Genomic DNA, 19404 nt, shown 5'->3' with positions numbered 1-19404 from the left:
ATCGGGGGCCGATCACTCGGCGTGAATGTTTCGCTGCGAACGCCCTGCTCGGGGCGGAGCGGAGATACGGAGGGTGATGAGCGTTTCACCCATGCCCGGAAAGACGCGTCCGGCGCCTTGAGGGTTGCCTGTGCCAGACGGCCTTGGATGTGCCTGCGCACGACACCTTGGGGTTGCCTGTCCCCGGATCTTGGGGCGCCTGCCCCCGGGCCGTACGTCGGGGGCGGCCGGGGGTCAGAAGCCCGGGGTCTCGGGCCCGATGCGGCTGCGGACCGCCGTCTGGACCTCGGCCTCCTCCGCCGGGTCGGCGGCCAGCCGGCGGAGTTGTTCGACGACGCGGGCGTCGGCGGTGGCGGCGTGGCGGGCGGCGACTTCGCGGGTGCTCTCCTCGCAGTCCCAGAGGCATTCGACCGCGAAGCCCGCCGCGAAGGACGGATCGGTGGCGGCCAGCGCGCGGGCGGCGCGGCCGCGGAGGTGGGAGGAGGCCGTCTCCCGGTAGATATGGCGCAGGACGGGCGCGGCGCAGGAGATCGTCAGGCGCCCGGCGCCGTCGACGAGCGTCCACAGGGTCTGGGCGTCCGGGCCCTCGGCCCGGACCGTGCGGCGGAGGGCGGCGAGCACGAGCGGGGTGTCGTACTGACCGCCGCGACAGGAGAGCATCGCGGCCGCCGCGTCCCCGAGGGCGTCGGGGCGGTGGGCCCAGACCCGGGCCCGGTCGAGGGCGGCGATACTGCGCATGCGTTCGAAGGCGGAGAGGGCCGCCTGGGAGACCATCTGTGAGGCGTCCGCCTCGGTCACGGCGGCTTCGATCAGGTCGAGCACCTCGGGGTCGCCGATCTCCGCGAGGTGCCGCAGCGCCGCGGCACGGGCGGCGTCGGGGGCCGACGCGGCGGCGGCGAGGAGCTCGGGCCGGTCCTCGGGACCGGCGACGGCGGCCAGACAGCGGGCGGCCGCGTCGGGGCGGCGGGCGTCCGGCTTCAGATCGTGCTCCCGCTGGGCCCACAGCAGGACGTCGTGGACGCTCCAGCCGGGGCGCGGCCCCGAGGGCCGCAGCTGGCGCTGCCATCGGTCGAAGGCGCCGCGCTCGGCCGCCGCGCGCACCCGCGGCCCGTGGTCCGGATCGTCGGCCCACAGCCGCCAGGGCCGGGGTTCGTAGGCGCCGCGCACCACGGCGGCCAGTTCGGCGTCGCCGTCGGGGGTCCGGGGGAAGTGGGCGAGGATCGCGGGGGCGAGGCCGCGCAGCCCGGTGTCGTCGTCGCGCAGGGCCAGCTCGTCGAGGGCCCATTCCCAGTTGCTGCCGGCCGCGGCGTAGCGGCGCAGCAGCCGCAGCGCGTCGGTCCTGCCGTAGGCGGCGAGGTGGCCGAGGACGGAGAGCGCGAGCCCGGTGCGTTCCTCGTCGTCGTTGACCAGGTCGTCGGGGTGGAACAGATGCTGTTCGATCTCGTCGAGCCCGGCGTCGAGGTCCAGACAGAGCCTGGCGTAATAGAGCGAGCGGTTCTCGACCTGCCAGTCACGGCGGGGGTCGCGCAGCACACAGTGGTGCAGTGCCGCGAGCGCCTCGGCCCGCGGCGCGGCGAGGGCGTGCAGGGTCCCGTCGCCGCGGCCTCGCTGCAGGAGGCCGAGCAGGGTGCCGCTGGGCGCTATGTCTGGATCGAACATGAGGTCAGCATCCGGTGCGGGAGGTTCGCTGGCAACGGGATTTCCGTCGATCGGCATTCTTGCCGATGTCCTGCCGCCGTATGCCTGATGAACGGTGCGAGACTGAGGGACTCCCGAGCGCCGCAGCCTACCCGGAATCGTGCCCTCCGCCGATTCCCGCCCGACATGCCCCCGGAAGGCCATCGGCATATGCCGCAAGCACCACCGGATCGGGTATTGCCAAACCGCTTACGGGATGTCGCAGCCTGTGCAAGAGTCGTTACCGGTCCCTCCCTCAAGACCCGGCCGCGCCGCGCCCGTATCGGAGAACGTCATGCCGTCCCCCCGCTCCGCGGACCACCCCGCCGTATCGCCTCCCCAGCGTGACACGGTGGACGCCCTCATCTCGCAGACCCAGCGGCTCCGCGGCGGGCTCGACGCCGTCCGCCGCGACACCGTCGCGGACCTGGGCGGTACGGACGACGCGCAGGTGCGCTGGCAGCGCGCGCTGTGCGAGCTCGCCGTCCACCAGCTGGACGATCTGGGCCGGCATCTGGGCGAGCTGCGCGAGGGACTGCCCGCCGATGCCTCCGAGACGGTCGATGCCTCCGAGACTGTCGATCCTCCCGAGCCGGAGGCCGACGCGACGGCCGGGGGCCCGGCCCGGGACGAGGCCGCCGGTCATGCCCCCACCGGCCGCGGTTCGCTGCTGAGCCGGGTCGGCAGCGCCGAGTGGAACCTCCTCACCGACGAGGTGACCTGGTCCGACGAGCTCTGCCGGATCTTCGGCCGCGACCCCGGGGACGGCGGGCTCACCCTCGACGAGCTGCCCTCCTGGGTCTTCTCCGAGGACCAGCCGATCCTGACCGGGATGGTCACGGACTGCCTGGTGGACGGAAAGCCCATCGACGGCGAGTTCCGGGTCGTGCGCGAGGACGAGGTGGTACGCACTGTCCATATGGCGGGCGAGCCGGTGCTGGACACCGACGGCAGCACCGCTTCCATGTGGGCCGTGCTCCGGGATGTGAGCGAGCTGCGCCGCAGCGAGCGGGCGGTGCGCGAGAGCCGGGACACACTGCGTCACCAGCGGCGGATCGCCCGGACGGAGCGCCGGCTGGCGGTGGAGGTGCAGGAGGCCGTACTGCCGCCGTGGCGCGGCTCCCTCCGGCTCCCGGCCCGTGACGGCTTCCCGGGCGCCGGTCCGGCGGCCGACAGCGCCGCCCTCGACCTCGCCGCCCACTACCTCCCCTCCGAGTCCAGCGCCCAGATCGGCGGCGACTGGTACGACGCGCTCGAACTCCCCGATGACCACACCCTGCTGAGCGTCGGCGGCCTCACCGGACACGGGGTGACCGCGACCTGCGGCATGGCCATGCTGCTGGGCGCGGTGCGCGGCATGGCGGTGGCCGGGATCGAGCCCGGCGCGCTGATGGGGCGGCTCAACCAGCTGCTCGCCGTCTCCTCCCAGCCCGCGCTGGTCGGCGCCGTCTGCGCGCAGTACGACCCGCGCACCCGCACCCTGGCGTGGGCGCAGGCCGGACACCCCGCCCCGCTGCTGTTCCGTGACGGGACGGGGCGCCCGTTGCGCTCTCCCGACGGCGTGCTGCTCGGCGCCACGGCGGGCGCCGCGTACACCCAGGCCGAGGAGCGGCTGGAGCCGGGCGATCTGCTGGTGCTGCACACCGGACGGCTCGCCAGGGACGCCGAGGGCGCCACCGGGCGGCTGCTCGCGCTCGCACCACGGCTGACCGCCGCCCATGGCGCGCAAGAGTGCGTACGGACGGTGGCCGAGGCGTTCGGCGACGAGCCGCGCGAGAACGACGCCTGTGTGCTGATCGCCAGGGTCACCGGCGCCCGCGCGTGACGCGGCACCCCGCGTCGGCGTGCCGCGGTGAACGGCCCCTCGTACGGCGTTGACCCCACGTAAGGCGTCAACTCCCCGTGAAGCGTTGACCCCGCGTAAGACGTCGGCCTTTCGTACGGCGTTGACCCCGTGTAAGGCGTTGACCCCGCGTGCTGCCCTTCGTCATGCCCTTCGTACCGCGCGGCCCGGCGCTAGACGGCCGCGCTCTTCGCGATGGAGCCGGGCCCTTTCAGCCCCGTGCCGCCCTTCCCCGCGCCTCCCTTCGGCATCACCTGCTGGATCTCCTCGCGCAGCTCCCGGATGGCCGGTGAGGTGTCGTACCGCCCGGTGAGCCGGTACATCTCGCGCAGCCGGTCCCAGGTGCGGTGCGAGGAGTTCTGCTCGATCGTCAGCAGCGCCATCCGGGCGTAGCGGTCGGCCTGCTCGGGATCGTCGCCGAGGAAACAGGCCGAGGCGATGGAGATGTGGTCGAAGATCTGGGACCGCTGGCGCCCGCCCTCCCGCATCCGCAGCGCCTTCTTGGCATGGCTCTGGGCGATCCCCGCCGCCCCCGGCTCGTGCTCGGCCAGGGTGCGGTAGACCAGCCCCTGCATGCCGTGCAGATCGGCCTCGTTGAACAGCTGCATCCAGCTCGGCCCCGGCCCGTCGTCCCGGTCCGAGACGAACAGCTCCTCCGCCTCGCCCAGGGCGCGCCGCACCGCCTGGCCCTGGCCCTTGGATGCCTGCGCCCATGCCTCGATGGTGCAGAACATGGACCGGGTGCGCGGCAGCGCCGCCTCGCCCGCACCGGACTTGGCCAGCCTCATCAGCTCCAGGGCGTCGTCCGGACGGCCGAGGTGCACCATCTGCCGGGCGGCCCGGGAGAGCGCCTCGCTCGCCCGGGGCCGGTCGCCGCCCTCGCGGGCCGCGTGGGCGGCGATGACGAAGTACTTCTGGGCGGTCGGCTCCAGGCCGACGTCATGGGACATCCAGCCAGCGAGGACGGCCAGGTTGGCCGCCACCCCCCACAGTCTGCGCTGCAGGTGCTCGGGGTGGCGATAGGCGAGCATGCCGCCCACCTCGTTGAGCTGGCCCACCACGGCCTTGCGCTGGAGCCCGCCGCCGCGGGCCGCGTCCCAGGCACGGAAGACCTCGACCGAGGTCTCCAGGGCGTCGATCTCCTGGGAGCCGACGGGGGCGGCCTCGTAGCGGTCGAAGCCCACGGGCTCGACGGAGAGGGGATTGTCGGTACGGGGCGCGTCGGTGGCGAGGGTGGGGTCGGAGAGCAGAAAGTCGCTCATGGCACCGGTGATGGCGGATCCCGCGGCGAGCGCGGCACCCGCACCCACCAAGCCGCGTCGGTTGAACATAAGGTCCATTCCCGTGAATTCGGTGAGGACCGCGGCCGTGGACTCGGGCGGCCAGAGCAGCCCGTCGCCGGACTGCCCCTTTCCCGCGCGCCCCCCTCGTCCGAACCCGAGATCCTCAGTGGTCACGACTCGACCGAGGCGCTCGGTGAACAGGGCCGCCAGCACCTTGGGCACGGGATCGCGCGGCGTCTCGCCGGTGTCGATCCAACGCCGCACCCGCGAGGTGTCGGTCGCCAGCTGCGGATGGCCCATGGCCGCCGCCTTCCGGTTCACGAGCCTCGCGAGCTCCCCCTTGGACCAGCCGGCGAGGCCGAACAGGTCCGCAAGACGGGTGTTGGGTTCCCTCGTCACGTCAAGCCCCCAGGTTCCTCGGCTGACTTGACAGTAACGGTCCCGTCACGAGCCGTGCGACTATTCGCCAGGGTTCGCCAGGGTCCGCCAGATGGTGTGCCACCCGCACAGGGGTGTGATGTAGGAGTGCGTTACCCGGCCCGGTGGCGGCTCGAGTTCGACCGAACCGCATTCCCCAGGGTGCGGCCCCGCCACGGGGCCGGGTGCGTACGCAATTCGTCGGCACACGAAGGGATCTGTCTCGCCCATGTACGCAGCATCGTCCTCCGTGTCCGTCCCGCCCCGGCCGTACCGGCGGCAGCTGCCCGGCAATGGGCCGTACCTCGATCCCGCCCCCGGCGGCCGGGCCCGGCGGACCGCCGCCCTCGGCCCCGTGCCGCCCCGCGGGAGACTCGACTTGTCCGGTCCACAGGGTGCGCAGTTGCGCACCGCGATCACCTCGGTCCACCGCATCTGTCCGGAGTTCAACCCGGTGCAGGTGCTGCGGCGCAGCGGACGGTCCGTACTCCTGATCGGGGCGACCGGGCGCAGCACGGCGGTGGCCAAGTGCCTGCTGGACCACTCCCCCGCGTGGGCCGAGCGGTTCCGCCGGGAAATAGCGATGTACCGGGCGTTCGTCCGCCAGCGCCCGCCGGTGCGGGTGCCCCGGCTGATCGCCGCCGACCCGGACAACTGCGCGCTGGTCATCGAGCGGATGCCCGGGCGGATCGCGGCCGCGCAGCGCCACCCCACCGAGCCCCCGCCGCGTGCCGATCTGGGCGCGGTGCTGGGTGCCGTCCGCCGGGTCAACCAGTGGCGGCCGCCCGCCCATCTGTTCGACGCCCCCATCGACTACGCCGCCCGGCTGGCCCGCTATCACGAGCTCGGGCTGCTGACCGACCGGGACATGGGCGATCTGCAGAAGCTGCTGCGCGGCGTCTCGCACGCCTGCGGGCGGCAGACCCCGGTGCAGTTCTGCCACGGCGACGCCCTGTTGAACAACGTCCTGCTGTCTCCAGCGGGCCCGGTGCTCCTCGACTGGGATCACGCGGGCTGGTATCTGCCCGGCTATGACCTGGCCACGCTGTGGACGGTGCTGGGCGACGCGCCCGTCACCCGGCGCCAGATCAGCCAGTTGGCACAGGCCGCCGGTCCGGCCGCGCGGGACTCCTTCCTGGTGAATCTGATGCTGGTGCTGACGCGGGAGATCCGGCAGTACGAGACCGCGGTGCAGCGCACCATGCACGACCCCGCTCCCGTGGTGCCGGGCGCGGTGCCGGCCGGTGAGGAGCAGCGGCTGCTGCTGCGCCGGCTGCACGACGACTGCGCGCTGGCCCGGCGCGCGGTGCGGGCGGCGGTCGGCACCCGCTGAGCGGAGGCGGGGTGGTGGCCGTTGGGCGCGTCACCGGTCTGGACCGGTGACGCGCCGCAGGCGGGTGGACATACGAACGTCCGTCCGGGTGACGGCGATTGACGCCACGCCTGGCAGCGCATATCTCTAAGTGGCTCGGCTCGGCCCGGCCCGCTTGAGGAGGCTGCAATGCCAGAATCCGCACAGGACAGCGCCCACGACGCACACAGAACCCCGTCCGGTCCCACTCGGAGAACCACACTGCGCACAGCGGGAGCCGCGGCGTCCGCCGCCCTTCTGCTCCCGCTGGTATCCGCCACCCCCGCCGCCCATGCCGACCAGCGGCGGGCCGATGGACCTGGTGCCGAGGGCGGCGCCCTGCAGCGCGCCTTCGCGGCCGCTGCCGCCGAGTACGGCGTTCCGCTGAGCGTGCTCCTGGGCGTGTCATATCTCCAGTCGCGCTGGGACGGCCACGGTGGCGCGCCCAGCGTCACCGGTGGCTACGGCCCCATGCACCTCACCGACGCCCACACCGCCCTGCTCAACGCCCCGCACCACAGCCAGGGCACCGAGGACGCGCGCGGCGATCTCGCCCGCCCGCTGAGGGTCCCCAAGGCCACCGTTCCCCAGCCCCGGCAGCTGCCCGCCCGGCTGCGCACCCTCAGCCGCGCCGCGGATCTCACCGGGCTGTCCGCGGAGGCGCTGCGCAGCGACGAGAGCGCCAATGTGCGCGGTGGCGCGGCTCTGCTGGCCGCTACGCAGAAGCGGCTCGGGCTGCCGTCGAGCGAGCACCCCGCCGACTGGTACGCGGCGGTGGCGGCCTACTCCGGCGCCGATGACGCCGCGGCCGCGGCCTTCTTCGCCGACGAGGTGTACGGGGTGATCCGCGGCGGTGCCGCGCGGACGACCGCCGACGGCGAGCGGGTCTCCCTCGACGCGGCGCCCGATGCCGCCCCGGACACCCGACAGCTGCGGACGCTCGGTCTGCCGTCCCGGGCGCGGGATCCGCGGGTCGAGGCCCCCAAGGACGTGTCCTGCGAGTGGATCCCGGCGCCCTACGAGGAGTTCGGGGACAGCGACTACGGCAACCACGACCTGGGCGACCGCCCCTCCTCGCAGTCCATCGACTACATCGTCATCCATGACACCGAGGGCTCCTGGGACACCACCATCAAGCTGGTCCAGGACCCCACCTATGTGTCCTGGCAGTACACCCTGCGCTCCTCCGACGGGCATATCGCCCAGCATGTGCCGCTCAAGGACGTCGCCTGGCACGCGGGCAACTGGTACGTCAACGCCAAGTCCATCGGGCTGGAGCACGAGGGGTTCCTGACCGCCCCGGACGCCTGGTACACGGAGGCGATGTACCGCTCCTCGGCGCGGCTGGTGCGCTACCTCGCCAAGCGGTTCGACATCCCGCTGGACCGCCAGCACATCCTGGGCCATGACAATGTGCCGGGCACCACCACCTCCACCATCAAGGGCATGCACACCGACCCCGGCCCCTACTGGGACTGGGCGCACTACTTCACCCTTCTCGGCGCCCCCTTCCGGCCCACCGCGGGCTCCGCCGGCGGCCTGGTCACCATCCGCCCCGACTACGACACCAACCGGCCCGTCTACACCGGCTGCGAGACGGCGGGCCAGGCATGCGCCCCGCACGGCTCGTCCGCGGTGCGGCTGCACACCGCGCCGAGCGCGGACGCCCCACTGGTCAAGGACATCGGGCTGCGCCCGGACGGCTCGGACTCCACGACCGGGGTGAACGACACCGGCGCCCGCGCCACCACCGGGCAGCAGTTCGCGGTCGCGGGGCACGAGGGCGACTGGACGGCGATCTGGTACCTCGGCCAGCGGGCCTGGTTCCAGAACCCCAAGCGGCGGCCGACGGCGGTGAGCGCCGAGGGGCTCGTGGTGACGCCCAAGGCCGGGGCCGCGGAGGTTCCGGTGTACGGCCGCGCCTACCCGGAGAAGGAGGCATATCCGGAGGGTGTGCCGGTGCAGGCGGTCTCGCCGCTGCCGTACAAGCTGCTCGCCGGGCAGTCCTATCCGCTGGGACTGAGGACGCGGGGCGAGTATCTGTGGGCGACCACCTTCGATCCGGCCGGTCACAAGGTGGTGCGCGGCCAGGACGTGTACTACCAGATCCAGTTCGGGCACCGGGTGGCGTTCGTCCGGGCCGCCGATGTGACGGTCCGGCGCTCGGGGAAGTGAGCCTGACGGGCCGTCAGTCCGCCGTATGACGGACGGCCGGGGGCCGTGAGCGACCGTACGGGCGTCGTCTCACGGCCCTCGGCGAAGGTCTCTCAGCGCTGTTGGAACATCTCCGCGGGCAGCGGCTTGAGCAGCCGGTACAGATCGTCGGTGATCGGCCGGTCCCAGCTGGCGATGGTGACGAGCACACCGTCGCTGCGGTCGAACTGGGCGCAGGAGATCCGGCCCTCGGAGAGCTTGATCCGGCGGACGATGAGCAGATTGTCCTCGTGCATGACCGGGCTGTCCTCGGTGTCCACCACCTGAACCGGCTCGTCGTTCCCCAGCGCCGCCAGCAGCTGGGTCACCTCGAACGGCGGCTGGCCCTCGGCCACCTCCCGGGCCGGTGAGCCCTCGGGCAGATTGCCGATGATCATCGCCGGGCCGCGGCCGCCGAACAGGTCGTAGCGGAGAAAGACGCCCTGGCAGGTGCCGTCCGGCGCGGGCAGCAGCCCCGCCCCGAGATCGCCGGGCCAGTCTCCCGGGTCCATGGCGAGGACGTCGAAGTCCGGCCCGGTGGGCGTGGCGGCGCTGCGGCGGCGGAGGAAGGACATGCGGACATGGTACGTGGCCGCGCGCCGGTTGCCGTGCCGGGGAGCGGCCGGGCCGCACCCCTCATCCGGGGTCGGGCGCCGGGCGCTGCGGCAGGCCGACCGTGGGGGTGATGAGCCGCTTGGCCAACCCGGCCCGGTCGGTGCCGACCTTACGGTAGACATCGGACAGCAGCCGGGCCACCTCGCGCTCCTCCAGCCCCGTGACCTCACTGATCCGGGCGTCCGGCCAGCCCTCGGCGGCCCGCTCGGCGACGGCCTGCTCCTGCGAGGTCAGCGGGCTGGTGTGATCGACGCGCAGCTGCATGGGGCGCAGCCCGGCCGCGGACAGCTCGTCGCGGGCCCGGGCCGCGAGCGCGTCGGCCCCACAGCGCACCGCTCCCTCCAGACCGCGGTAGAGCCGGTCGCCGGCCTCCTGGGGCAGGCCGATGCGGCGCAGCGCGGCGCCGTGGTCGACCAGCGCCACGGCCAGGTCGTACGCGGCCGGTGACCGCATCAGATGGCTGACAGCCTCGGCCAGCAGCTTGATCCGGTCCGGCCCCTGGGTCACGGTGGCGGCGATGTGCAGCGCCTTGCCGATGGCGGAGTGAGTGCCGAACTGACGGGCGCGGCGCACCGCGTCGTCGGCGACCTCGGTGGCCTGCCGGGGATCGGTCAGCGCGAGGGTCTGGGCGAGGTGGAGCTGCCAGGGGCACCAGGCGGGGTTGCGCATACCGCGCCCCTCCATGCGGCGGCCGACCTCGGTGAGCTGGTTCCGGGCCTCGCGGTGGAGGTTGGCGGCCAGCAGCAGCTCGCCGCGGACCGCCGGCACATCGGGGCAGAGCGTCGCCTGCGGCAGGGTCTCGCCGCAGTGCCGCGCCGCGAACTCCTGCGCCTCCTGGACCCGGCCCCGGCAGATCAGCGTTCCGATGAGGGTGCCGACAGCGGTCCAGTGGGCGGGTGTCGAGGAGCCCACCAGGTCGGCGATCCGCATCCCCTCATGGGCCAGCTCCTCCGCCTCGCCGAGGGCGCCGCGGCGCAGACGTGCGTAGCCGAGGAGGGTGAAGCCGAAGGCCAGGTGGGAGCCGCGCCAGCCCTTGCGCTCGCATTCGGCGATGCCCTTGTTGAACAGCTCCTCGGCGCGTCCGGGCTGATCGCAGTGGAGGAAGACCAGGGCGACCAGGATGGGCACCTCGAAGCCCCAGTCGTCATCGGTCCAGCTGAGGCCGTCGCCGAGGGCTTCTTCCGCGTAGTGCAGGGCGGTGGCGACCGGCTCTCCGCGCGTCATCGCGTCCCAGGCGCGCAGCCCCAGCAGATAGCGCTCGGCCATGCCGCGGCCGGTGAGGTGGTCCGCGAGCCGGGCGAGCCGCCGGGACCGGGCGGGCGACTCCTTCTCGTCGGCGCGGAACATGTTCCACATCAGCTGCTCGGTCTGCATCCGCAGCCGGGTGCGGGCGCTGGTGGCCCGCCCGACCTCGTCGGCGAAGACCTGGGCGGCCTCCTCCATCCGGCCGCTGTGGCCGTACGCCTGGGCGAGCCGGTAGGTGATCGCCTCGCGCAGCTCGGGGCCGAGCGCGGGCTCCTCGAGCGCGGCCCGCAGATGGTTGACGGTGACGTCGGGCTCGGTGAGCTGGGCGGCGCAGCCCAGCTCGTACAGCACGGCGGCGCGCTCCTCCAGGGCGGGCGGTTCGCGCAGGGCCCGGGCCAGACAGCGGCGCCCGGCGTCGGGGGCTCCGGCGCGCAGATACTCCCGGGCGGCCGCCCGCAGATGGCGCACCACCCAGGGGTCGCCCTCGGGGTGCATCTCCAGCAGATGCCGGCCGGCGGCCGCGGAGCCCAGGCCCGCGCCGAGCACCACAGTGGCGGCCTGACCGTGCATGGCCACCCGCAGGGCGCCGGGGATGGCCTGGTAGACGGCGGTGGCGATGAGCGGGTGGAGGTATTCCAGGGGCCGGGTGCCGTTCCCGGGGCGCGGTGGGGCCAGGATCCGCGCGTCGACGAGCCGGGCCACCATGTCGGCGGCCTCGGTCTCGCTGAGCCCGGCGACGTTGGCGGTCAGCACCGGGGTGGCCTCGATGCCGAGGACGGCGACGGCCCAGGCGAGGCGGACGGCGGCGGTGCCGAGGCGGGTCAGCCGGTCGTTGAGCCCGCTGTCCTTGGCCGAGGAGACCAGCTCGCGCAGCGCGGGCAGGTTCTCCGACTGCGGTTTCAGCCGGCGGTCGCGGATCTTGGCGGTGAGCTCGGTGACCTCCCAGGGGTTGCCGCCGGTCATCGCCCAGCACTCGCGGCAGAACGCCTCGTCGGCGTGGTCCCCGAGGACCTCACGGACGATCCTGCCGACTCCGCCCGGGGTGAGCGGCGCCAGCACATGGGGCCGCGATCCCTGGCGCTCGACCAGAGTCCGTATGGCGGCTACGTCGGCGGTCAGGTCCTCCGGGCGGTAGCCGACGGCGAGCAGCAGGGGCAGGTCGGCGGCGCGCAGGGCGAACCGGGTCAGCCAGTCCAGCGATTCGGGGTCGGCCCAGTGGACATCGTCGAGGATCATGACGACCGGGGCGTGCTCCACGGCGAAGCGGGTCACCAGCCAGTCGAGGCCGTCGCGGACGCCCTGCGGATCGGGCGCGCCGCCGTGGCCCGAGACCACCAGGCCGACCGCGGGCGCGACGATCTCGTACCAGCCGCCGAGAATCCTGCGGTGCTCGTCCTCGCCGGTCGCCGCGAGCACCGGCTGGAAGAGCTGGCGCACCACATGGAAGGCCGCGCCCTGTTCGCGCTCACCGCCGCGGGCCCGGAGCACGGTGCAGCCGCGGGCGGCGGCCCTACGGCGCGCCTCGCCGAGCAGCGCGGTCTTGCCGACGCCGCCGGGCCCCTCGAAGGCGATCACTCCGCCGCCGCGGGTCTCGGCCCCGTCGGCGGGATCCGTGCCGCACAGTTCGGTGAGCGCGGCGTCCACCGCGTGCAGCTCCCGCTCCCGCTCCAGCAGTGTCCGACGCGTCCGGTTCTGTTGGCTCATGTACTCCGCCACGTTGCTTCCCCTCCGGCAGGTGACGCCGAGCGTAGCGCGGATGGCACGCTGCGTAGCTCCCCCATGGGGGGATTTCCGCCGGGCATTGCCAGTGGCACACGCCAATTCACCACCTCCTCTATCGATGCCAGGTCTCGCACGCGAGGATGACCGGATTCAACGGGTTGGCCAGATACCGCTTTCGCCTGTGGTATATGCGGGCTCCGGCCGCCCGAACGACGGAGGGGGCGGACAACTCATGCACACGCACGCTGCGCGACCACAGGCCCGGCGGACAGCACTGCTGCGCCGGGCGGCAATGTTCGGCTTCCCGGCCTCGGCCGACCTCAGTCCCGGCACCGAGGCGGCCAGGCACCACACCATCCAATGGCTCTCGCGGTTCGGCGTCTTCGAGGACCACGCGTCCGTCGCGGAGTACGACGCGCTCCGCTTCGACGTGCTGGCGGGCCTGTTCTACCCCCGGGCGACCGGCGCCGACCTGAACCTGGGCAGTGACCTCGTGGGCTGGTACTTCGTCTTCGACGATCAGTTCGACGGGGAGCTGGGCAGCCGTCCGGAGGCGGTGGCGCGGCTGGTGGCGGACGTCATACGGATCACCGACGAGGACCTGGCGCACGGCAGGGCGGGCGGCGACGACGGGCCACTGCTGGAGAGCTTCCGCGACCTGTGGCGCCGGATCAACTCCGGGCGGCCCCAGGTGTGGCGGGACCGCTTCCGCCACCACTGGCTGGAATACCTGCACTCCTACCACCGCGAGGCGCTGGAGCGGACCGGCGCCCTGCCCGGGGCCGGCGGCGCGGACGCGCCGCGCTCGGTGGAGGACGTGCTGGCGCTGCGGCGCCACTCGATCGGCGTACAGCCCTGTCTCGATCTGAACGAGCCGTTCGGCGGCTACACCCTGCCGCCCGCGCTGCACGGCGGCTTCCCGCTGGAACGGATGCGGGAGGCTACGGACGATGTGGTGGTCTTCACCAATGACATCGCCTCCCTGGACAAGGAGCTGGCCGTCGGCGACGTCCACAACAGCGTCATCGTCCAGTGGGAGCGCGCGGGTGGTGAACTGGAGGACGCGGTACGCCATATCGCCGACCTGGCCAATGCCCGGTACCGCTGGTTCGAGGAGACCGCGGCCGAGCTGCCCGCGCTGCTCGCCGAGGCGGGGGCCGACCCGGACACCCACCGCGCCGTGGCGCACTATGTGGACGGCATGCGGCATGTGATGACGGGCAATCTGGGCTGGTCGCTGCGTACGGCCCGGTACGACGAGCAGGGCACCGAGGCGGTCAGCGGGGGGCGGCAGCGGCCCTGGGCACAGCTGACCGACGCTCAGTTGGCGTAGGCCGCTCGATCGCTCAAGCGCCGTAGCGCCGCTCGATCGCTCAGTTCGCGTAGAGCTCGCTCAGTTCGCGTAGAGCTGCTCGATCTGCGCGGCGCAGAGCTTGTAGACCGCGTCGCGCCGCAGTTTGAGTGAGGGCGTCAACAGCCCGTCCGCCACGGTGAATTCCTTCGGGAGGATGCGGAAGGCCCTGATCGACTCCGCCCTGGACACCGAGAGGTTGGCCGTGGAGACCGCCTGCTGGATCTCCGCGTGCAGCGCCTTGTTCGCCGACGCGTGCTCCCGGCCGACCGGGAGCCGCGCGCCGACCGCCTGGTGCCAGCGCCTCAGCATCTCGGCGTCCAGGGTGATCAGCGCCCCGACGAAGGGGCGGTTGTCGCCCACCAGGACGCACTGCGAGATCAGCGGATGCGCCCGCAGCCGCTCCTCCAGCAGCAACGGGGAGACGCTCTTGCCGCCGCTGGTGATGATGATGTCCTTCTTACGGCCGGTGATGGTCAGATAGCCCTCGCCGTCGAGGAATCCGACGTCTCCGGTGTGCAGCCAGCCGTCGCGCAGCGCGGACCCGGTGGCCTTCGGATCGTCCACATAGCCCGCGAAGACGGTGCCGCCGCGCACCCATACCTCGCCGTCCGGCGCGATGCGCACCGCCGTGCCCGGCATCGGGCGGCCCACGGTGCCGTGCCGGGGGCGGCCGGGCGGCTGCGCGGTGACGGCGGCGGTGGTCTCGGTGAGGCCGTAGCCGTTGTAGACGGTGATCCCGGCGCCCGCGAACGTCAGCCCCAGCTCCCGGCTGAACGGTGAGCCGCCGGTGACCGCGTAGCGCACCCGGCCGCCCAGGACGGCTCTCAGCCGCCGGTAGACCATGTGGTCGAAGACGGCGTGGGCGGCCCTGAGCCCGGGGCCCGGCCCCTTCCCCGAGCCCTGTGTCTGCTGCTCGACGGCCGCGGCGTAGCGCACCGCCGTGTCCATGGCCCGCTCGAAGAGGGAGCCCTTGCCCGCGTCCTGGGCGGCGGTCCGGGCGGCTCCGAGGATCCGCTCGAAGATGTAGGGCACCGCGAAGACGCAGGTCGGGTGGAAGGACTGGAAGGACGGCAGCAGCGACGACGGGCTCAGCTCGGGCTCGTGCCCCATGAGGATGCCGCCCCGCACACAGAGCACTTGGACCATCAGTCCGTAGATGTGCGCCAGCGGGAGGAAGGCCAGGATGGCGGGCCGCTGCCCGGGCTCGGCGAACAGTCCGCTCCAGCCCGCGAACAGGGTGTCGCACTCGGCCGCGAGATTGGCGTGGGTGATCATGCATCCCAGGGGCTGTCCGGTGGTGCCCGAGGTGTAGCAGATGACCGCCGTACAGCGCGGTTCGACGAGCCAGCGCCGCTCGGTGACCAGTTCGTCGTGGACCCCGGCGCCGCGCCGCCACAGCTCCGTGACGCAGCCCTGGTCCATCTGCCAGATGGAGCGCAGCGCGGGAAGGGTGTCGCAGACGGCGCCGACCGTCATGGCGTCGTCCTCGCCCTCCACCACCACGGCCACGGCCCGCGTCTGGGCCAGGATCCAGCGCATCTGCTCCGCCGAGGAGGTGGGGTAGACGGTCACCACCTGGGCGCCGACGGACCACAGGGCGTAGCTGAACAGCGTCCACTCGTAGCGCGTCCGGGCCATCAGGGCCACCCGGTCCCCGAACCGCACTCCCTCGGCCAGCAGGCCCTTCGCCAGCGCCAGGACCTCGTCCCGGAAGGCCGCGGCGGTCACCGGAGTCCACTGGCCGCGGTCGGCGGGGTCGCGCCGGGCGAGCTGGACCCTGTCCGGTTCGCGGTCCGCCAGCTCGTACACCGAATCCGCGAGCCCGCCCGCGCGTAGCGGTTCCACCATATGAGGGAGACTGAATTCGCGCACGACACCCCCTTTTCAGCCGACTTTCCGCCCCGCGCAACGGGGAGGTGGGAGGGAAAACTACCTCCCGGGGCCGGGGCTGCATAGAGCGTGGACGATTCTGTTCCCGCCCATGGAGACCCGGCGCGACCTGCCGGTGTTACCGTGAGTCACGCTCACATTTCGGCATGAGGCGTGAAGGGGTCGTGAAGCCGCGATGAACTCATGGGAAACGGAGCCGGAGGCCAGGCTCCGCGATATGAGGCACCATCAGGCCGCCGCGCGTTCTGATCCTGGCCGATAACGCACTACGGGGCGGGCCGTCCGGTCCAGCCGGATCCGCCCGCCCCGATCACCCTCCCCGGTTCAGGTGAGGTCGAACTCGCCCTCACGCGCGCCCAGGACGAAGGCGCGCCACTCGGCCGGGGTGAAGATCAGTGCCGGGCCCTCGGGACGGCGGCCGTGGCGCATCGCGATGAATCCCTCGACGAAGGCGATCTCCACATCGCCCACGCCCTGGCTGCTCGACCGCCATTGGGCGCCCGAGAGGTCGAGTTCGGGCTTCTCGCCGCTTCCTGTCAGTGGCTGTTCGGTGGTGGTGGTATCGGCCACGTCAGCTCATCCTCCCGCATCGTCGTCCGCGCCCCACCCTAGCGATCGTGGCCGGTGCCGCACAGGCCACGAAAGGAGGAGTGAGCAGGAGACTCAACCTGCGGGTGACGTGTCCGCGACCACCCACATCGAGAAGAACTGCGAGCCTCCGCCATAGGCGTGGCCGAGCGCCTTACGGGCGCCGTCGACCTGGTGTTCGCCCGCCCGCCCGCGCACCTGGAGCGCGGCCTCGGCGAACCGCAGCATGCCGGACGCCCCGATGGGGTTGGTGGACAGCACCCCGCCCGAGGGATTGACCGGAAGTTCGCCGTCGAGCTCGGTCACCCCCGACTCGGTGAGCTTCCACCCCTCCCCCTCGTCCGCGAAGCCCAGGTTCTCCAGCCACATGGGTTCGTACCAGCTGAAGGGCACATACATCTCCACCGCGTCGATCTCCCGGCGCGGATCGGTGATCCCGGCCTGGCGGTAGACATCGGCCGCGCAGTCCCGGCCGGCCCTCGGCGAGACGAAGTCCTTACCCGCGAAGAGCGTCGGCTCGCTGCGCATGGCGCCGCCGTGCATCCAGGCGGGCGGATACGGGGCGCGGTCCGCGCCCGCGCGGTCGGTGAGCACCATGGCGCAGGCGCCATCAGAGGAGGGGCAGGTCTCGGAGTAGCGGATGGGGTCCCACAGCATCGGGGACGACCGCACCTGGTCCAGCGTCAGATCGTGCTCGTGGAGATGCGCGTAGGGGTTGCGCAGGGCGTTGCGGCGGTCCTTGTAGGCCACGAGGGCGCCGATGCCGGAGGGCGCGCCGGTACGCCGCATGTACGCCCGGACATGCGGCGCGAAGAAGCCGCCCGCCCCGGCCAGCAGCGGCTGCTGGAAGGGGATGGGCAGGGACAGCCCCCACATGGCGTTCGACTCCGACTGCTTCTCGAAGGCGAGGGTGAGGACGGTCCGGTGGACTCGGGCGGCGACCAGGCCCGCGGCCACCAGTGCGGTGGAGCCGCCGACCGAGCCCGCGGTGTGCACGCGCAGCATCGGCTTGCCGACCGCGCCGAGCGCGTCGGCGAGGTACAGCTCGGGCATCATCACGCCCTCGAAGAAGTCGGGGGCCTTGCCGATGACGACGGCGTCGATATCCGACCAGGTCAACTGGGCGTCCTCCAGGGCCCGTACGGCGGCCTCCCGGACCAGCCCGGCGATGGAGACGTCCCGGCGTGCGGCGGTGTGCTTGGTCTGGCCGATCCCGACGACGGCCACCGGCTCCTTCGTCACGAGGCATCCCCTTCCAGGACGGCCACCAGGTTCTGCTGGAGACAAGGGCCCGAGGTGGCGTGGGCGAGGGCCCGGTCGGCGGCGCCGCGGTGGATGGCGGCGGCGGCCTCGCCGAGGCGGATCAGCCCGGCGGCCATCATGGGGTTGGCGGCCAGCGCCCCGCCGGACGGATTGACGCGTACGTCCTCCCCCAGCCGCAGCTCACGGCGGAGGATCAGCTCCTGCGAGGTGAACGGCGCATGCAGCTCGGCCAGGTCGACGGGGGTCTCGAAGGCGCCCGCGCGCTCGGCGGCGAGCCGGCTGGACGGGGAGCGGGTGAGGTCCCGTACGCCGAGGCCGTGCGCCTCCGTCCGGTGGTCCATGCCGCGGATCCAGGCGGGGCGGCGGCAGAGCCGGCGCGCGGTGTCCCCGGCGGCGAGCACGACGGCGGCCGCGCCATCGCCGACCGGCGGGCAGTCGTGGCGGCGCAGTGGCCGCACCAGATACGGCTCGTCCAGGAGGGCCTCGGGCGGGGGTGAACCGGCGAGCTGGGCATGGGGGTTGTCCTGGGCCGCGGTCCGGCTGCGCGCCGCCACAGCGGCCAGCGCCCGCTCGTCGGCGACGGTGGCCCCCGTGTCTTCGGCGTCTTCCGCGTCGAGCAGCGCCTGGGCCTGGAGGGCGGCGAGGGAGACCGAGTCCGGCCACAGGGGCGCCACGTAGTACGGGTCGAGCTGGCGGGTGAGGACCTCCCGCAGATCGCCGGGCGAGGACTTGCCGTACGAATAGACGAGCGCGGTCTCCGCCTCGCCCGTCAGCAGCCTGGTCCATGCCTCGTACAGCGCCCAGGCGCCGTCCATCTCCACATGGGACTCCGCGATGGGCGGCCAGGCGCCCACGCCGTCGAGGGCCATGGTGAAGGAGAAGGCGCGGCCCGCCAGATAGTCGCAGGAGCCGGAGCAGGTGAAGTCGATCTCGCCCGCCCGGAGTCCGACGGCGTCGAGCACCTGGTGGAGGACGGGCATCAGCATCTCGACCTCGGAGGTCTCCGCGGTGTCGCGCCGGTGGTCGCTCTGGCCGAAGGCGACGATGGCCACCTCTCGCATCTACAACAGCTCCTTGTAGGTGTCGTAGTCGGCGTCGGATTCGCCGGTGGGGCGGTAGTGGTCGGGGTAGCGGCCGTCCTCGCTCCATACGGGCTCCACGCGCAGCCCCATGCGCACCTCGTCGTAGGGGATGCCGCCGATGCGCGCGTGGAGGGCCAGATCGGCGCCGTCCAGGGCGATGTGGGCATAGACGTACGGCACCTCGATGTCGAGGTTGCGGGCCTTGATGTTGACGATGCAGAAGGTGGTGACCGTGCCGCGCGGGCCGACCTCCACCTGCTCGTCGGTGGCGACACCGCAGGTGGGGCAGGCGCCCCGGGGCGGGACGTACACCTTGCGGCAGGAGGGGCAGCGCTCCCCGTAGGTGGTGCGGTCGGCGAGGGCCCTCAGATAGCGCGACTGGGCGCGGCCGGGCGCGTAGGTGTAGTCGAGGCGGGCGGGGGCCACGATGCCGCTGACGGGGTCGGTGAACGTACCCCTGTGCGGCACGGCTTCGCCGCCCTGGGCACCGTCGTACGGCTCGAAGCAGGCGATGTCGGTGATGGCGCCCTCGCGCTCCGCGGCCCAGCGGATCCGCACCCGCATCCCGGTGCGCACGGCGTCGGGGCCGGGTGCGTCGAGGGCGTGGAGGAGGGCGGTGTCCGCGCCGTCCAGCCGCACCAGCACCCAGGCGAAGGGGGTACGCAGGGGCTGGCCGCGGCGCGGCGAGGGGTTCCAGGCCCAGGTGGTGACGGTGCCGGTGGGGGCGACCTCGACGAGGTCGGCCAGCTCATCGGCGGTGACCGGGTCGTATTCGACGGGCGGCACCAGCACCCGGCCGTCGGTGGTGCGCACCCCCAGCACGGTGCGTTCGCGCAATCCGGTGAGGAAGGCGCTCTGCACCGGGCCGAGGGAGCGGGTGA

Annotated in this window: 13 protein-coding genes; 4 read left to right on the top strand and 9 right to left on the bottom strand. The window is 72.9% G+C overall.

Going from position 1 to position 19404, the window contains the following annotated elements; all coding sequences use genetic code 11:
* Positions 1-234: 234 nt before the first annotated feature.
* Positions 235-1659, bottom strand: a complete 1425-nt coding sequence (locus tag GWI24_RS13295; RefSeq protein ID WP_210946162.1) for a HEAT repeat domain-containing protein — start codon at positions 1657-1659, stop codon at positions 235-237.
* Positions 1660-1972: 313 nt separating this feature from the next.
* Between GWI24_RS13295 and GWI24_RS13290 the strand changes: the two genes are divergently transcribed.
* Positions 1973-3502: a PP2C family protein-serine/threonine phosphatase gene (locus GWI24_RS13290; RefSeq protein WP_210946161.1), complete on the top strand. Its 1530-nt coding sequence runs from the start codon at positions 1973-1975 to the stop codon at positions 3500-3502.
* A gap of 191 nt (positions 3503-3693) precedes the next feature.
* Here GWI24_RS13290 and GWI24_RS13285 read toward each other — a convergent pair whose 3' ends face one another.
* Entirely contained in the window at positions 3694-5202 is a 1509-nt protein-coding gene (locus GWI24_RS13285) for a hypothetical protein (RefSeq protein WP_210946160.1), read from the bottom strand.
* A 247-nt stretch (positions 5203-5449) separates the two neighbouring features.
* Here GWI24_RS13285 and GWI24_RS13280 point away from each other — a divergent pair, with 247 nt between their 5' ends.
* The gene (locus GWI24_RS13280; RefSeq protein ID WP_210946159.1) at positions 5450-6553 is read left to right on the top strand and encodes an aminoglycoside phosphotransferase family protein; all 1104 of its coding nucleotides are present in this window, start codon (positions 5450-5452) and stop codon (positions 6551-6553) included.
* 168 nt (positions 6554-6721) lie between these two features.
* Positions 6722-8746 (top strand): N-acetylmuramoyl-L-alanine amidase, encoded by a 2025-nt coding sequence (locus tag GWI24_RS13275; protein ID WP_247616294.1) that lies wholly within the window; start codon positions 6722-6724, stop codon positions 8744-8746.
* 92 nt (positions 8747-8838) lie between these two features.
* Here GWI24_RS13275 and GWI24_RS13270 read toward each other — a convergent pair whose 3' ends face one another.
* Both GWI24_RS13270 and GWI24_RS13265 read right to left on the bottom strand, forming a co-directional pair.
* Entirely contained in the window at positions 8839-9339 is a 501-nt protein-coding gene (locus tag GWI24_RS13270) for a hypothetical protein (protein ID WP_020873536.1), read from the bottom strand.
* 61 nt (positions 9340-9400) lie between these two features.
* Entirely contained in the window at positions 9401-12328 is a 2928-nt protein-coding gene (locus GWI24_RS13265; protein ID WP_210946158.1) for an AAA family ATPase, read from the bottom strand.
* Positions 12329-12578: 250 nt separating this feature from the next.
* On the opposite strand from GWI24_RS13265, the gene GWI24_RS13260 reads away from it, so the two are divergent.
* Positions 12579-13679 (top strand): isoafricanol synthase, encoded by a 1101-nt coding sequence (locus tag GWI24_RS13260; RefSeq protein ID WP_210946157.1) that lies wholly within the window; start codon positions 12579-12581, stop codon positions 13677-13679.
* 60 nt (positions 13680-13739) lie between these two features.
* Here the strand turns inward: GWI24_RS13260 and GWI24_RS13255 are convergent, their stop codons facing one another.
* The 5 genes from GWI24_RS13255 to GWI24_RS13235 form a co-directional block, all read right to left on the bottom strand.
* The gene (locus tag GWI24_RS13255; protein WP_210946156.1) at positions 13740-15572 is read right to left on the bottom strand and encodes a long-chain fatty acid--CoA ligase; all 1833 of its coding nucleotides are present in this window, start codon (positions 15570-15572) and stop codon (positions 13740-13742) included.
* 342 nt (positions 15573-15914) lie between these two features.
* Complete coding sequence (locus GWI24_RS13250; protein WP_210946155.1) at positions 15915-16160, bottom strand: DUF397 domain-containing protein; 246 nt, start codon at positions 16158-16160, stop codon at positions 15915-15917.
* Between the two features lie 93 nt (positions 16161-16253).
* The gene (locus GWI24_RS13245) at positions 16254-17420 is read right to left on the bottom strand and encodes a thiolase domain-containing protein (RefSeq protein WP_020873529.1); all 1167 of its coding nucleotides are present in this window, start codon (positions 17418-17420) and stop codon (positions 16254-16256) included.
* The gene (locus GWI24_RS13240) at positions 17417-18502 is read right to left on the bottom strand and encodes a thiolase domain-containing protein (RefSeq protein ID WP_210946154.1); all 1086 of its coding nucleotides are present in this window, start codon (positions 18500-18502) and stop codon (positions 17417-17419) included. The genes GWI24_RS13245 and GWI24_RS13240 overlap by 4 nt, the downstream gene beginning before the upstream one ends.
* The coding region (locus GWI24_RS13235) for a Zn-ribbon domain-containing OB-fold protein (protein WP_210946153.1) at positions 18503-19404 on the bottom strand (902 nt) is incomplete at its 5' end. It lies immediately after the preceding gene.

This window comes from Streptomyces sp. MK37H, from assembly GCF_018035285.1.
In the GTDB taxonomy this organism is placed as follows: Bacteria; Actinomycetota; Actinomycetes; order Streptomycetales; family Streptomycetaceae; genus Streptomyces; species Streptomyces endocoffeicus.
Note: the sequence above shows the minus strand (reverse complement) of the source record. Positions and strands in the feature narration are given on the sequence as shown.